13 protein-coding genes are annotated in these 14,769 nt (G+C 38.2%); 11 read left to right on the top strand and 2 right to left on the bottom strand.

All coding sequences use genetic code 11. The features are described from left to right. The first annotated feature begins 2 nt into the window (after positions 1–2). The 10 genes from rplO (at position 3) to carA (ending at position 6,481) form a co-directional block, all read left to right on the top strand. On the top strand, positions 3–458 hold the full coding sequence (gene rplO, locus FJA49_RS08160) for a 50S ribosomal protein L15 (protein ID WP_056068809.1): 456 nt from the start codon (positions 3–5) through the stop codon (positions 456–458). Between the two features lie 15 nt (positions 459–473). Next, a complete protein-coding gene (secY, locus tag FJA49_RS08155) occupies positions 474–1,826 on the top strand; it encodes a preprotein translocase subunit SecY (protein ID WP_140000492.1) in 1,353 nt (450 codons plus the stop codon). A gap of 5 nt (positions 1,827–1,831) precedes the next feature. Beyond that, positions 1,832–2,047 carry a translation initiation factor IF-1 gene (gene infA / locus FJA49_RS08150; RefSeq protein ID WP_007136545.1) on the top strand — a complete coding sequence of 72 codons (216 nt, stop codon included), beginning with the start codon at positions 1,832–1,834 and terminating at the stop codon, positions 2,045–2,047. Between the two features lie 11 nt (positions 2,048–2,058). Further along, positions 2,059–2,175 (top strand): type B 50S ribosomal protein L36, encoded by a 117-nt coding sequence (ykgO, locus tag FJA49_RS08145; RefSeq protein WP_002987490.1) that lies wholly within the window; start codon positions 2,059–2,061, stop codon positions 2,173–2,175. Between the two features lie 2 nt (positions 2,176–2,177). Beyond that, positions 2,178–2,552 carry a 30S ribosomal protein S13 gene (gene rpsM, locus FJA49_RS08140; protein WP_056068805.1) on the top strand — a complete coding sequence of 125 codons (375 nt, stop codon included), beginning with the start codon at positions 2,178–2,180 and terminating at the stop codon, positions 2,550–2,552. An 8-nt stretch (positions 2,553–2,560) separates the two neighbouring features. Beyond that, positions 2,561–2,944 (top strand): 30S ribosomal protein S11, encoded by a 384-nt coding sequence (rpsK, locus tag FJA49_RS08135; protein WP_023574076.1) that lies wholly within the window; start codon positions 2,561–2,563, stop codon positions 2,942–2,944. A gap of 88 nt (positions 2,945–3,032) precedes the next feature. Next, positions 3,033–3,638 carry a 30S ribosomal protein S4 gene (rpsD, locus tag FJA49_RS08130; protein WP_140000491.1) on the top strand — a complete coding sequence of 202 codons (606 nt, stop codon included), beginning with the start codon at positions 3,033–3,035 and terminating at the stop codon, positions 3,636–3,638. Positions 3,639–3,657: 19 nt separating this feature from the next. Next, entirely contained in the window at positions 3,658–4,650 is a 993-nt protein-coding gene (locus tag FJA49_RS08125) for a DNA-directed RNA polymerase subunit alpha (protein ID WP_056068801.1), read from the top strand. A 38-nt stretch (positions 4,651–4,688) separates the two neighbouring features. Beyond that, entirely contained in the window at positions 4,689–5,204 is a 516-nt protein-coding gene (gene rplQ, locus FJA49_RS08120) for a 50S ribosomal protein L17 (RefSeq protein ID WP_140000490.1), read from the top strand. Positions 5,205–5,368: 164 nt separating this feature from the next. Next, positions 5,369–6,481 carry a glutamine-hydrolyzing carbamoyl-phosphate synthase small subunit gene (gene carA / locus FJA49_RS08115; RefSeq protein WP_140000489.1) on the top strand — a complete coding sequence of 371 codons (1,113 nt, stop codon included), beginning with the start codon at positions 5,369–5,371 and terminating at the stop codon, positions 6,479–6,481. A gap of 72 nt (positions 6,482–6,553) precedes the next feature. Here the strand turns inward: carA and FJA49_RS08110 are convergent, their stop codons facing one another. Together FJA49_RS08110 and FJA49_RS08105 are read right to left on the bottom strand one after the other, a co-directional pair. Further along, a complete protein-coding gene (locus FJA49_RS08110) occupies positions 6,554–10,090 on the bottom strand; it encodes a T9SS type A sorting domain-containing protein (protein WP_140000488.1) in 3,537 nt (1,178 codons plus the stop codon). A gap of 262 nt (positions 10,091–10,352) precedes the next feature. Next, positions 10,353–13,097: a T9SS type A sorting domain-containing protein gene (locus tag FJA49_RS08105; RefSeq protein ID WP_140000487.1), complete on the bottom strand. Its 2,745-nt coding sequence runs from the start codon at positions 13,095–13,097 to the stop codon at positions 10,353–10,355. 301 nt (positions 13,098–13,398) lie between these two features. Here FJA49_RS08105 and eno point away from each other — a divergent pair, with 301 nt between their 5' ends. Then, positions 13,399–14,691, top strand: coding sequence for a phosphopyruvate hydratase (gene eno, locus FJA49_RS08100; protein WP_140000486.1), 1,293 nt, complete (start codon positions 13,399–13,401; stop codon positions 14,689–14,691). Positions 14,692–14,769: the final 78 nt, after the last annotated feature.

The following is a 14,769-nucleotide window of genomic DNA, read 5'->3' as shown; positions in this document are numbered from 1 at the left end:
TTATGAATTTAAGTAACTTACAGCCAGCTGAAGGCTCAACACACAATCAAAACAAAAGATTAGGTAGAGGAGAAGGTTCTGGAAAAGGTGGTACTTCTGCAAGAGGTCACAAAGGAGCTAAGTCTCGTTCTGGTTACTCTAAAAAGATTGGTTTTGAAGGAGGGCAAATGCCACTTCAAAGACGTGTGCCTAAATTTGGTTTCAAAAACATCAATCGTAAAGAATACGAAGGTGTAAACCTTGATACACTTCAAGCTTTGGTTGATAATGGTATCGTTACAGATAATACTGTTGATATGACAGTTTTCGTAGCTAACCGTTTGGCAACTAAAAACGAAATCGTAAAGATTTTGGGTAGAGGTGAATTAAAAGCTAAATTAAAGGTAACCGCACATAAATTTACTGCTACTGCAAAAGCTGCTATCGAAGCTGCTGGAGGAGAAGCTGTAACTTTGTAATCCTTAATAATCAAGATGAAGAAGTTTATAGAATCGTTAAGCAATGTTTGGAAGATTGAAGAGCTAAAAAACAGAATTTTAGTTACTCTTGGATTGTTATTGGTGTATCGTTTTGGAGCACAAGTAACGCTTCCAGGGATTGATGCGACTAAGTTACATGGACTTACTGATCAAACAAAAGAAGGAATCGGATGGTTAATCGATGTATTTACAGGTGGTGCGTTTTCGCAGGCATCTGTATTTGCATTAGGTATCATGCCGTACATCTCCGCATCTATTGTAGTTCAGTTGATGGGTATTGCTGTGCCTTACCTTCAAAAGCTGCAAAAAGATGGTGAAAGTGGAAGAAAGAAAATGAACCAGATCACGCGTTGGTTGACTATCGTTATCACGTTAGTTCAGGCGCCAGGTTATATTTTCAACCTTTACAGAACTTTGCCAGGAGAAGCTTTCCTTTCGAATGTGAACCCAGGATTGATTTCGCCTTTCGCATTCCAGTTCTTATCTGTAGTAATTCTTGTTTCAGGTACCATCTTTGCGATGTGGCTTGGAGAAAAGATCACTGATAAAGGAATTGGAAATGGTATATCGCTATTGATTATGGTGGGTATTATTGCGAGAATGCCACAAGCATTCATCCAAGAATTCTCTACCAGAGTAACAAACAATAACGGTGGTCCAATGCTTTTGGTTTTCGAAGTAATAATTTGGTTGCTCGTCATCGTAGCTTGTGTTCTATTAGTTATGGCGGTTCGAAAAATCCCGGTACAGTATGCACGTCGTACGGTTTCAGGTGAATTCGAACAAGCAGGAAACAGACAGTGGATTCCATTGAAGCTTAATGCTTCTGGAGTTATGCCAATCATCTTTGCTCAAGCAATTATGTTTATTCCTGCTGCTTTGGCTGGTTTATCTAGCTCAGAAACAGCTACTTCAGTTAGTACAGCTTTCCAGAATATCTTCGGATGGCAGTATAACTTGGTTTTCGCCTTGTTAATCATAGTTTTTACTTACTTTTACACCGCAATTACAGTACCTACAAATAAAATGGCTGATGATTTGAAAAGAAGCGGCGGTTTCATCCCAGGAATCAAACCTGGTGCTGAGACTTCAGATTTCTTAGATAAGATCATGTCATACATAACATTCCCAGGTTCATTATTCCTTGCTCTGATAGCTGTGTTCCCAGCGATCGTTGTAACTATTTTGAATGTTCAACCATCTTGGGCTTTGTTTTACGGAGGTACATCGTTATTGATTATGGTTGGAGTTGCAAGTGATACTATCCAACAAATTAATTCTTATTTGTTGAACAAGCATTACGATGGTTTGATGAAAAGTGGTAAAAATAGAAAAGCAGTAGCTTAGTTTTTATGGCAAAACAATCAGCAATAGAACAAGACGGATCCATCATCGAGGCATTATCAAATGCGATGTTCCGTGTAGAGTTAGAAAATGGACATATTGTAATAGCTCACATCTCCGGGAAAATGCGTATGCATTACATCAAATTATTGCCAGGCGATAAAGTGAAGCTGGAAATGAGCCCTTACGATTTGTCAAAAGCAAGAATTACTTATAGATACTAAAGGCTATTAAAATGAAAGTAAGAGCATCAGTTAAAAAAAGAAGTGCCGAGTGCATCATCGTACGAAGAAAAGGAAGATTGTACGTTATTAATAAAAAGAATCCTAGATTTAAACAAAGACAAGGATAGTTATGGCAAGAATAGCAGGGGTAGATATACCTAAAAATAAAAGAGGAGTTATCGCTTTAACTTATATCTTCGGAATAGGAAAAAGCAGAGCTATTGAGATTCTAGAAAAAGCTCAAGTAAGCCAAGATACTAAGGTTCAAGATTGGAATGATGATGAAATCGGAGCTATCCGTGAGGCTGTTTCATACTTCAAAATCGAAGGTGAATTGCGTTCAGAAATTTCATTGAACATCAAACGTTTGATGGATATCGGATGTTATAGAGGAATTCGTCATAGATCTGGTCTTCCATTAAGAGGACAAAGAACTAAAAACAACTCTAGAACTAGAAAAGGTAAAAGAAAAACTGTTGCTAACAAGAAAAAGGCAACTAAATAATAAGTAGTATGGCTAAGGCAAGTACAAAAAAACGTAAAGTTATCGTTGAATCAACAGGCGAAGCTCATATTAATGCAACTTTTAACAACATCATCATCTCTTTGACTAACAAAAAAGGTGAAGTTATTTCTTGGTCTTCTGCTGGTAAGATGGGATTCAGAGGTTCTAAAAAGAACACTCCGTATGCCGCTCAAATGGCAGCTGAAGATTGCAGCAAAGTAGCGTTGGAAGCTGGACTTAAAAAAGTGAAAGTGTATGTAAAAGGACCAGGAAACGGACGTGAGTCTGCTATCCGTTCTATACATAACGGCGGAATTGAAGTAACAGAAATCATTGACGTTACTCCAATGCCACACAACGGATGTCGTCCTCCAAAAAGACGTAGAGTTTAATTAATATTTAAGTATAACTAGGTAGAATCTAAGATTATCGGAGGATATGACCTGAATTCATAATCTCTACCTTAATTAATTTTTTAAAATGGCAAGATATACTGGTCCAAAAACTAAAATTGCTCGTAAATTCGGCGAGGCAATCTTCGGAGATGACAAAGCCTTCGAAAAAAGAAATTATCCACCGGGACAACACGGATTGGCTAAAAAAAGAGGTAAGAAATCTGAATATGCTATCCAGTTAATGGAAAAGCAAAAAGCTAAGTATTCTTATGGAATCTTGGAAAAACAATTCAGAAACTTATTCGAAAAAGCTTCTGCTACTAAAGGAGTAACAGGTGAAGTTCTTTTACAACTTTGTGAGGCAAGACTTGATAACGTAGTATTCAGAATGGGTATCGCTCCTTCTAGAAGAGCTGCTCGTCAAATCGTTTCTCACAGACACATCACTGTTAATGGTGAACTTGTAAACATTCCTTCATATCACCTAAAACCTGGAGATAAAGTTGCTGTTCGTGAAAAATCTAAATCTGTAGAAGCTATCGAGCGTTCATTATCTAATTCAAGTCACGTTTACGAATGGATCACTTGGAACAATGACCTTAAAGAAGGTACTTTCGTTTCAGTTCCAGCGAGACTTCAAATCCCAGAAAACATTAAAGAGCAACTAATCGTAGAGTTGTATAACAAATAATAAGACACTAGTCGAACATATGGCAATATTTAATTTTCAGAAGCCCGATAAAGTTATCATGATCGATTCAACCGATTTCGAAGGTAAGTTTGAATTCAGACCTTTGGAACCTGGTTACGGATTGACTGTTGGTAATGCACTTAGAAGAGTCTTGCTTTCCGCTTTAGAAGGATATGCAATAACATCTGTTCGTATCGAAGGTGTAGATCACGAGTTTTCTACAATTTCAGGAGTAGTCGAAGACGTTACAGAAATCATCCTAAATCTTAAACAAGTACGTTTCAAACGTCAGATTGAAGATATAGATAATGAATCTGTTTCTATCTCAATTTCTGGTAAAGACCAGATTACTGCTGGAGATTTTCAAAAATTTATTTCTGGTTTCCAAGTATTGAACCCAGAACTAGTTATCTGCAACTTAGATAGCAAAGTTAACTTGAACATGGAGTTGACTATTGAAAAAGGTAGAGGATACGTTCCTGCAGAAGAGAATAAAAAACAAAACGCTGCAATCGGTACTATTTTCACGGATTCTATCTTTACACCAGTAAAGAACGTAAAATATGCTATCGAAAACTTCCGTGTTGAGCAAAAAACAGATTACGAAAAATTAGTTTTCGAAATCAAAACTGATGGATCTATCAATCCTAAAGATGCTCTTACTGAAGCTGCTAAAGTTTTGATTCACCATTTCATGCTATTCTCTGATGAAAGAATAACACTTGAAGCTGATGAAATCGCTCAAACAGAATCTTATGATGAAGAATCATTACACATGAGACAATTGCTTAAAACTAAGCTTGTTGATATGGATTTGTCTGTTAGAGCTTTAAATTGCTTGAAAGCGGCTGAAGTTGATACACTCGGAGATCTAGTATCTTTCAATAAGAATGACTTAATGAAGTTCCGTAATTTCGGTAAAAAATCATTAACTGAGCTTGATGAGCTTGTTGCAGTGAAAAATTTACATTTCGGAATGGACTTAACAAAGTATAAATTAGATAAAGAATAATCTAATCCCGATTCGTTCGAGATTAAATTTCAATAGCAATGAGACACGGAAAAAAAATCAATCACTTAAGCAGACAGTCAGCGCACAGAAAAGCTATGTTGTCTAATATGGCTTGTTCTCTAATCGAACACAAACGTATTAACACTACTGTTGCTAAAGCTAAAGCGCTTAAACAATATGTTGAGCCTTTGATTACTAAATCAAAAGAAGACACTACGCATAACAGACGTATTGTTTTTTCTTACCTTAGAAATAAGTACGCTGTAACTGATCTTTTTAGAGATGTTGCTGCAAAAGTTGGTGATCGTCCAGGTGGATACACTCGTATCATCAAACTTGGAAATCGTCTAGGAGATAATGCTGATATGGCAATGATCGAATTAGTAGATTTCAACGAACTATACAACGGAGGTAAAAAAGAAGTTAAAAAAGCGAAAAGCCGTCGTGGTGGTAAAACTGCTAAAAAAGCAGAAGAAACTACTGTTGAAGAGGCTCCAAAAGCTGAAACTCCAGCTGCACCAGCTGCTGAAACTTCTACTGACGCTGCAGAATAATGAAGAAATTCATTTCATAAATAAAAAAAGGATAAGCTTTAATAGTTTATCCTTTTTTTTTGCCTTTTTCCAAAACGATCCTTGGAGAAATAAATTTTTAGAAACTCCAAAATTGAATTAAATTTGCATCCGCATTCCATAACTACACAACACAACAATATAAAATGAAATACACAACACGACAAAAAGCAATCCTCCTTCTGAGTGACGGAACTATCTTTTACGGAAAATCTATAGGCATAGAAGGAACTACTTTTGGCGAAGTCTGCTTCAATACCGGAATGACAGGCTATCAGGAAATTTTCACAGATCCTTCTTACTTCGGACAGATTATGGTGGCAACAAATGCCCATATCGGAAATTATGGAGTAAATGAAGAAGATGTAGAGTCTGATCAAATTATGATTTCAGGATTAGTTTGTAAAAACTTTTCTTTTAATTATTCACGTGCCAATTCTTCAGGAAGTCTTGAAGACTATTTCAAAAAGCAAAATCTAATTTGTATCTCTGATGTAGATACAAGAGCTTTAGTAAGCTACATACGCGATAATGGAGCTATGAATGCTGTGATTTCTACAGATGGAAAATCAATCGATGAATTAAAGGAACTGTTGGCAAAAGTGCCAAATATGGAAGGCTTGGAATTGGCTTCTAAAGTTTCTACAAAAGCTCCTTACTTTGTAGGTGAAGAAACGGCTACTTACAAAATTGCTGCATTGGATTTGGGAATCAAAAAGAATATATTGCGAAATCTAGCCAAAAGAGATTGTTATATAAAAGTATTCCCTTTTGATACGACCTATGAAGAAATGAAAGCTTTTAATCCCGATGGCTTTTTCCTTTCAAATGGTCCTGGAGATCCTGATCCTCTTTTTGGAGCTATAGAAATCGCTAAGAAAATCCTATCTAATGACGATCCTGTTTTCGGTATCTGCCTTGGGCATCAGGTTTTGGCGCTGGCAAATGGAATCCCCACCTATAAGATGTTTAATGGGCACAGAGGAATAAACCACCCGGTAATGAATGTGATTACAGGAAAAGGTGAAATCACCTCGCAAAACCACGGATTTGCAGTGAATCGTGAAGCATTGGAAAAACACGCAGATTTAGAAATAACACATCTTCATATTAATGACGGAACTGTTGCCGGTATGCGAATGAAAAACAAAAACTGCTTTTCGGTTCAATACCACCCTGAGGCTAGCCCTGGACCACATGATTCGTCTTATTTGTTCGACCAGTTTATTGAGAATATAAAAAGCTGTGTAACAAAATAAAAAACAGATTAGAATAAGCATAAAAAAAGAGCCACTATATAGTGGCTCTTTTATTTGAAATCTGCGAGCAGATTATTGTTTAATTACCTTGATGGTTTTTGTTTGTCCATCAGCAGTTACTTTTACTAAATAAGATCCTGATGGCAAATTAGACATGTCAATAGCACCATTAGTGTCATTGATTGTTTTTGAAACCACATTTTGACCTAATAAGTTAAAGATGCTCACATCTGAAATAGTTTGGTCATAGGATAGGTTCAGGATATCGCTAACAGGGTTTGGATAAGCTTTGAAATTAGCATTATTAAATCCAGGAACACTTAATGCAGCGTTCCAAGCCGAAATTGAGAATGGCTCTTGTTCATCATTGCTGTATTCCCATACTCTTATGTAAACAGTTTCCCCTGCTGTTCTTCCAGACAGGACAATTTTAGAATAATTTCCTGTTGCAGCACTATCGTCATCGCATTCTACTAATTCTAAAGCATCACAAGTACCTGAGTAAATCGCTAATCCGGAATCAAAACCAGTGTCGTTTGAAGCAGTAGATTTACCTGTTTCGATGGTTAAGTTTCCATCAGCAGGAATAACCACCTTATACCAAACATCACCGCCGGCATAACTAGCGCAACCTGGTTCCGGAATGGTGTTTGAATTATCAGAATCTGTTGCGTCTACTACTGTTGAATTGACAGCTCCAGCCGCAAAAGATGTAGCAGGAGTTAACGTTATAGCATTAGCACATTCGTCATTTGCAGGGATAGCCATAGTTCTTACACAAATATCAAAATTAGTCGATCCGATAATATCGCTATCAGAGCTGAATACTCTTACATAATAAGTAGTACCAACAGTTAGACCGGTAACGGCGCTTGAATCATCATCGCTAATAGAAATGCTAATCAACTGTCCACCACATGATCCTTCAAATACCTCATGAACAAGACTCGTTGGCTCACCTTCAATATTCAGAAGACTTACCTTATGTGCAGCTGCTGTAGCAACAAAAGTGTACCAAACATCATCATCAGCGGTTCCAATACTGCTAATGGCTTCTCCTGAGTCTGTAGCGCCAGCTATTGTACCAGCTGTTGTTATTGTACAAGATGTATCCGTATTTACAGTAAGAGCAATTGCACTAGTACATTCGTCGTTTGCAGGAGGAGCAGGTCGGGTGCCAATACATACATCAAAAGTTGTTGATTCTGGCGCTGAGCTGTCATAAGAGAAAACTCTCACGTAATAAGTATTGCCAACAGTCAAATTTGCAGCAAAACTTGTATCGCTATCGCTGGAGTATAATAAGGTTAATGTACCGCAAGTACCGTCAAATACTTCATGCACTAGATCGGTTTCATCACCTTCTACATTCAGAAGATCTACCTTATGTGTCGTTGCTGTAGCAACAAAACTATACCATACATCATCGTCAGCTTCACCTGTTTCTGTGTCAATTCCAGAATCGGTAGCGCTTACCAATGTTCCAGGAGCAGTTGATGTACAGTTAAGATCAGGGTTTACCGTTAAGCTAACTGCCCCGATACATTCATCATTAGCCGGAGCAGGAGGAAATGCTCCTACGCAAATATCAAAAGTTGTTGATTCCGCTGTTGTACTGCTATAAGTGAAAACCCTTACGTAATAAGTAGTACCAACAGTTAATCCCGTAACAGTACTGATATCAGAATCGCTGGAGTTTATAATAGTTAATGTTCCACAAGAACCGTCCAATACTTCATGGACTAAATCTGTCAAGTCACCCTCAACGTTTGCAAGTGTTATTTTGTGTGTAGTGGATGTAGCTACAAAGCTATACCATACATCATCGTCAGCTGTTCCTGTTTCGGCAGTGATGCCTGAGTTTGTTGCACTAACTAATGTTCCTGAAGTTGTTGCAGTACAGTTAAGGTTATTATTTACTGTTAAGGCAACGGCTCCGGCACATTCGTCATTAGCTGGTGCTGCTGGAGGAACGCCAATGCAAAGATCAAAAGTTGTCGATTCAGAAGCATCAGAACGATACGTGAATACTCTCAAATAATAAGTCTCTCCAACCGTCAGTCCTGTAACAAGGCTAGACTCAGGGTCGCTTATGCTTACGCTTATAAGCTGTCCTCCACAAGTTCCTTGGAATACTTCATGTACAAGATCAGTTAAATCGCCGTTGATGTTTAACAGTCTGATCCTGTGAGAAGTTGATGTAGCTACAAAAGTATACCAAACGTCATCGTCTGCATTACCTGTACTAGGCGTGCTTTCGTTTGAATCTGTCGCACTAACCAATGTACCGGCAGTTTTTAATGTACATGAATCGTTAGTGTTTACCTGAACCGCTATGGCATTAGTACACTCGTCATTAGCCGGAGCTGCAGGCGGAATACCTACGCAAATACTAAATGTTGTCGATTCGGATGCACTGCTGCTATAACTGAATACTCGAATATAATAAGTTGATCCTATAGACAAACCTCTAATAAGGCTGTATTCTGGGTCGTTGGAGCTTAAAACGGTTAATGAACCACAATTACCGTCCATTACTTCGTGAACCATGTCAGAAAGATCACCATTGATGTCAAACAATTTTATGGAGTGTGTAGTTGCTGTTGCAACAAAACTATACCATACATCATCATCTGCAGTTCCTGTACTGGTTGCAATGCCGGAATCAGTAGCGCCTACTATGGTTCCTGGTGTTGCAGAAGCACAAGAGCTGTTTGCGTTTACTGTCAAAGAGATTGCATTTGCACATTCGTCATTAGTTAATTCCGGAATTGAACTTATACAGATGTCAAAAGTAGTTGACGTCTGTTCATCAGAATAACTAAATACTCTTACGTAGTAGGTAGTGCCAATAGTTAGTCCTGAAACAACACTTGTGTCAGAGTCACTTGAATTTAATGCATTTATTGTGCCGCATGTACCATCCATTACTTCATGGACTAAGTCAGTATCATTACCTTCAACATTCAAAAGGCTGATCTTATGAGTCGTTGCTGTGGCTACAAAACGATACCATACATCGTCATCAGCAGTTCCTGTTTCAGTGGTCACACCAGAATCTGTTGCGCCAAAGAGGCTTCCTGTTGTAGTAACACAGCTAACACCAGGGTTTGCTGTTATGAGGGTCGCATTAGCGCATTCATCATTAGTCAAAACCGGAAAAGTTCCGACGCAAATATTGAATGTGGTTGTTGCCAAGCTCTCATAATAACTGTAAACTCTTACATAATAAGTTGTGCCTACGGTTAGTCCGGATACGATGCTTGTATTAGGGTCACTGGAACTTAAGATGTTTAATGTTCCACAAGTTCCGCTCATAACTTCATGAGCCAAATCGGTTTGGTTACCCACCACATTCAGAAGACTGATTTTGTGGGTTGTTGCCGTTGCAACAAAAGAATACCATACGTCGTCATCGGCAGTACCGGTATCTGCTTCAATTCCGGAGTCAGTAGCGCCTGCTAATGTTCCCGCAGTTACTGATGTACAGGACAAATTGGTATTAACGGTTAGTGAAGTGGCATTGGCGCAGTCGTCATTGCTTGGAGCTTGCGCATATGCATGACAATAAAAGGCAAATAATGCCAAAAAAAATAAATTTTTTTTCATTAGTTAGTTGTTTGATTAATAGCGCCTGAATTTCGGATTATTTGCGTAATAAGACAAAAAGTAATTAGAATTTTACGGTTTTGAATTAGAATTTGCAATCCTGATTTAGGAGTTATATCAAACAAATACGATTAAAAACCCTCATTTTTAGAGGATAAACCAGATTTTTTTTCGTTTTTAAGATGTTGAAAATAGATAGGTACTAATTTTAATAGATAAAAGAGCCACTCCAAAGCGGCTCTTTTATGTAAGAGATTTCCAATTATTGCTTAACCACCTTGATGGTTTTAGTTTGCCCTTCGGCAGTTATTTTTACTAAATAAGATCCGGATGGTAAGCCGGACATATCGATTTGACCAGATGTTTCATTGATTGTTTTGGAAGCCACATTCTGTCCCAATAAATTAAAAATGTTCACATCCGAAATGTTCTGGATATAAGACACGTTGAGCATATCCTTAACAGGGTTCGGATAGGCTTTAAAATTGGCTTTATTAAAAGTAGTTATGCCTAATGTAGGGCTCCAGGCAGAAATGGAGAATTGTGCATATTGGTTGTTAACATACTCCCAAACCCTAATATATACTGTTTCTCCCGCAGTCCTTCCGGTTAAGTTGATTTTTGAATATCCCCACCCCACTGAATCGCCTTGATCATTGCATTCAATGAATTCTAAAGTGTCACAGATGCCTGAATATATTGTTATAAAGGAATCAAAACCGATATTTTCTGAATTGGTAGGATCCCCTGTTTCGATAATTAAATTGCCGTCTGCCGGAATAACAGTCTTAAACCAAACATCAGAACCGGCACCGCCGCATCCTGATTCAGGTATTGTTTCAGGAGAATATGTTGCACCTGCTACATTTGAATTGACGGCCCCGTCGGCAAAGGTTATAGCAGGAGTCAGGGTTATGGCATTAACACATTCGTCGTTGGCAGGTGGTGGAGGCAAGGTTGCCACACAAATATCAAAAGTAGTTGAGAAGATTTGGTCGCTATAGTAGCTGTATGCCCTTAGATAATAGGTGTTGCCAACTGTCAGCCCATTCATAATATTAGAATCGGGATTATTCTCTATATGCCTTTCTAATTGTGTGCCGTATGTTCCTTCTAATACCTCCCAGACAAGATAGGTTTGATCGCCTTCCAAATTATAGATGTCTATCCTTAGTGAACTCGCCGGAGCCACAAAAGTATACCATACATCATCATCGGGACTTCCTGTAGGGGTTGGAATTCCGGAGTCTGTAGCGCCGGCTATTGTTGCTACTGTTATTATATTGCAAGAGGCATCAGTGTTTATAGTGAGGGCAATTGCTCCCGTACAGTCATCATTTGCAGGAGGAGGGGGCACAATGCCAATGCAGATATCAAACGAGGTAGATTCCTGAGGATAGGAACCATAACTGAATACTCTTATGTAGTAGGTAGTGCCCACTGTAAGTCCGCTAATAATGCTCGAATTGAAATTGATAGAACTTAAAGTTACCAACGAACCGCAGGTACCCTCCATTACTTCGTGTACCAAATCGAAATCAACACCTTCCTTAATTATGCTTATTTTGTGTGATGTTGCTGTTGCTACAAAGCTGTACCATACGTCATCGTCTGCAGTTCCTGTAACAGTTGCAACGCCTGAATTAGTAGCACTTACAACTGTTCCTGAAGTTCTTGAGGAACAGCTAAGGTCAGGGTTTACGGTTAGAGCGACAGCGCCAGAACATTCGTCGTTAGCCGGTGGTGGAGGAAATGATGTTACGCAAACAGTAAAAGTTGTTGATTCAGAAGCATGATTGCTTTCATAGGAAAAGACCCTTATGAAATATGTGTTGCCAATGGTTAATCCTCTAATGTCACTGTAATTTAAAAGAGTTGAATTTATAATGGCAGGTGTTTCGCAATTGCCATCAAGTACTTCGAGTACCAATTCTGTCAGGTCGCCTTCAACATTGTTTATTCTTATTTTATGTGCCGTAGCCGTTGCCACAAATGTATACCACACATCATCATCTGCTGTTCCCATCTGGGTATTATGACCAGAGTTTGTTGCGCCAACCAATGTTCCTGATATTGTTGCGGTGCAGGATTGATCCTGGTTTACTGCCAAAGTTATAGCGTTGGCACATTCATCATTAACCGGAGCAGGCGAAGGCATACTGATGCAAAGATCAAAGGTTGTGGATTCTGGTGCGACGGATTCATAACTAAATACCCTTAAATAATAGGTGCTGCCAATAGTAAGACCGGAAATAACATTCGATTCCGGATCGCTTATGTAAAGACTTATAAGCTGGTTTCCACAACTTCCTTCAAATACTTCATATACAAGATTGGTTATATCACCCTCAATGTTGAGCAGCCTTATTCTGTGTGAATTAGCGGTGGCTGTAAAAGTATACCAAACGTCATCGTCAGCATTGCCTATGCTGGGTTCGCTCTCATTTGAATTGGTAGCACTGACTAATGTTCCTGCTGTTTTTAAAGTACAGGAATTGTCTATGTTTACCGGAACCGCTATAGCGTTGTTGCAGTCGTCATTTATTGGCGATGCAGGCGCAACGCTCACACAAATGCTAAATGTTGTCGGTTCTGATGTACCGCTATTATGGCTGAATACCCTTATGAGATAAGTCGAGCCTACCGTCAAGCCAGTCACAAAACTTGAGTTGGGATTGCTGGAACTTAGTAAGGTTAATGAATTGCAGTTACCGTCCATGACCTCATGAACCAAATCGGTATCATTACTAATGTCAACTAGCTTGATTCTGTGTGAGGTGGCTGTAGCAGTAAAGCTATACCATACATCATCGTCAGCTGTTCCGGTAGCAGTTGGAACTCCGGAATTTGTTGCGCCTTCTAATGTCCCTGCGGTCTTTAAAGTGCAGGATACATCCATATTAACGCTTAGTGAAATTGCATTGCTACAATCATCATTAATGGGGGCCTGTGCATTTGCCTCAAAATAGAAAACAGATAATACACAAAAAAGTAAAATTTTCTTCATAATTCGCTAGTTGTTTGTTTATAAAACTAAATTATAACATTTAATCTAAAAAATATATATTATATGTTATAAAATTTAATATTTTTTTGAAAAATATTATTTTGTTAGGAAAATATTTACTACGGTTGTGAAAAATCAATTTGTAACTTTTGTTTTAGGAAAGAGACGGAAGAAATAATAGCAATGCTAAAACGTTTGCGTTTATAAGTTTTTAAAAAATAAAAGATTTCGGATTTTAAAATCCTTAAATTTGTGTTCCATTCAGAAAAACAACCAAATAATAACAAATAAACAATTAATAATGAGCAGAATTATTAAAATCCACGCAAGGCAAATCCTTGATTCTAGAGGAAATCCAACTATTGAAGTTGATGTAGTAACAGAACATGGGGTGCTTGGAAGAGCTGCCGTACCATCTGGAGCTTCAACCGGAGAGCATGAGGCTGTAGAACTTCGTGACGGAGGAAAAGCATTCATGGGTAAAGGCGTAATGAAAGCTGTGGAAAATGTAAATATAAAAATTGCTGAAGAATTATTAGGGAATTCTGTTTTTGAACAAAATCTAATCGATCAAAGAATGATTGAATTGGATGGTACTCCTAATAAATCAAATCTTGGAGCCAATGCAATTCTTGGAGTTTCTTTGGCTGTTGCAAAAGCGGCTGCTAATGAATTAGGAATGCCGTTATATCGTTATGTTGGAGGTGTTTCTGGTAATACATTGCCGGTTCCGATGATGAATATTATTAATGGAGGTTCGCATTCAGATGCTCCGATAGCTTTCCAGGAATTCATGATTATGCCTGTAAAAGCAAAAACATTTACTCAGGCAATGCAGATGGGAACTGAGATTTTCCATAACCTGAAAAAAGTATTGCATGACAGAGGATTGAGTACTGCGGTAGGTGATGAAGGAGGATTCGCTCCAAATTTGGCAGGCGGAACAGAAGATGCACTGGATTCAATCAAAAAAGCAGTTGAAAACGCAGGTTATGTTTTTGGTGAAGACATTAAAATTGCGTTGGATTGTGCTGCTTCGGAATTTTATGTAAACGGAAATTACGATTATAAGAAATTTGAAGGTGAAACCGGAAAAATTCGTTCTTCAAAAGAACAGGCAGAATACTTGGCTGAATTGGCTTCAAAATACCCAATCATTTCGATTGAAGACGGAATGCAGGAAAACGATTGGGATGGATGGAAATACCTTACTGAATTAATCGGAGACAAAGTGCAATTGGTAGGAGATGATTTGTTCGTTACTAATGTAGAGCGCCTTAAAAAAGGTATTGATAAAGGAATTGCAAATTCAATTTTGGTAAAAGTAAACCAGATTGGTACGCTGACAGAAACTATTGCAGCAGTAAACATGGCGCACAATGCCGGTTATACATCTGTAATGTCACACCGTTCTGGAGAAACAGAAGACAATACAATCGCAGATTTAGCAGTAGCTTTAAATTGTGGACAGATTAAAACAGGATCGGCATCGCGCTCTGATCGTATGGCAAAATACAATCAACTGCTTCGTATTGAGGAAGAATTAGGAAGTACGGCCTATTTTCCGGGAGAAAAAGCATTTAAGATTAAATAATTTAATTATCTTTAAATAATTATTAACCCTTTTGGATCTAAATTCCAGAAGGGTTTTTTTATTAATCAAATTCTAATT

The sequence above is a fragment of the Flavobacterium microcysteis genome (assembly GCF_006385255.1).
GTDB classification, from domain to species: domain Bacteria; phylum Bacteroidota; class Bacteroidia; order Flavobacteriales; family Flavobacteriaceae; genus Flavobacterium; species Flavobacterium microcysteis.
Note: the sequence above shows the minus strand (reverse complement) of the source record. Positions and strands in the feature narration are given on the sequence as shown.

Coding starts and splice junctions, on each gene's coding strand:
- rplQ (WP_140000490.1), top strand. CDS start 4,689: ATGAGACACGGAAAAAAAATCAATCACTTAAGCAGACAGTCAGCGCAC.
- FJA49_RS08110 (WP_140000488.1), bottom strand. CDS start 10,090: ATGAAAAAAAATTTATTTTTTTTGGCATTATTTGCCTTTTATTGTCAT.
- infA (WP_007136545.1), top strand. CDS start 1,832: ATGGCAAAACAATCAGCAATAGAACAAGACGGATCCATCATCGAGGCA.
- rpsK (WP_023574076.1), top strand. CDS start 2,561: ATGGCTAAGGCAAGTACAAAAAAACGTAAAGTTATCGTTGAATCAACA.
- eno (WP_140000486.1), top strand. CDS start 13,399: ATGAGCAGAATTATTAAAATCCACGCAAGGCAAATCCTTGATTCTAGA.
- FJA49_RS08105 (WP_140000487.1), bottom strand. CDS start 13,097: ATGAAGAAAATTTTACTTTTTTGTGTATTATCTGTTTTCTATTTTGAG.
- ykgO (WP_002987490.1), top strand. CDS start 2,059: ATGAAAGTAAGAGCATCAGTTAAAAAAAGAAGTGCCGAGTGCATCATC.
- rplO (WP_056068809.1), top strand. CDS start 3: ATGAATTTAAGTAACTTACAGCCAGCTGAAGGCTCAACACACAATCAA.
- carA (WP_140000489.1), top strand. CDS start 5,369: ATGAAATACACAACACGACAAAAAGCAATCCTCCTTCTGAGTGACGGA.
- secY (WP_140000492.1), top strand. CDS start 474: ATGAAGAAGTTTATAGAATCGTTAAGCAATGTTTGGAAGATTGAAGAG.
- FJA49_RS08125 (WP_056068801.1), top strand. CDS start 3,658: ATGGCAATATTTAATTTTCAGAAGCCCGATAAAGTTATCATGATCGAT.
- rpsM (WP_056068805.1), top strand. CDS start 2,178: ATGGCAAGAATAGCAGGGGTAGATATACCTAAAAATAAAAGAGGAGTT.
- rpsD (WP_140000491.1), top strand. CDS start 3,033: ATGGCAAGATATACTGGTCCAAAAACTAAAATTGCTCGTAAATTCGGC.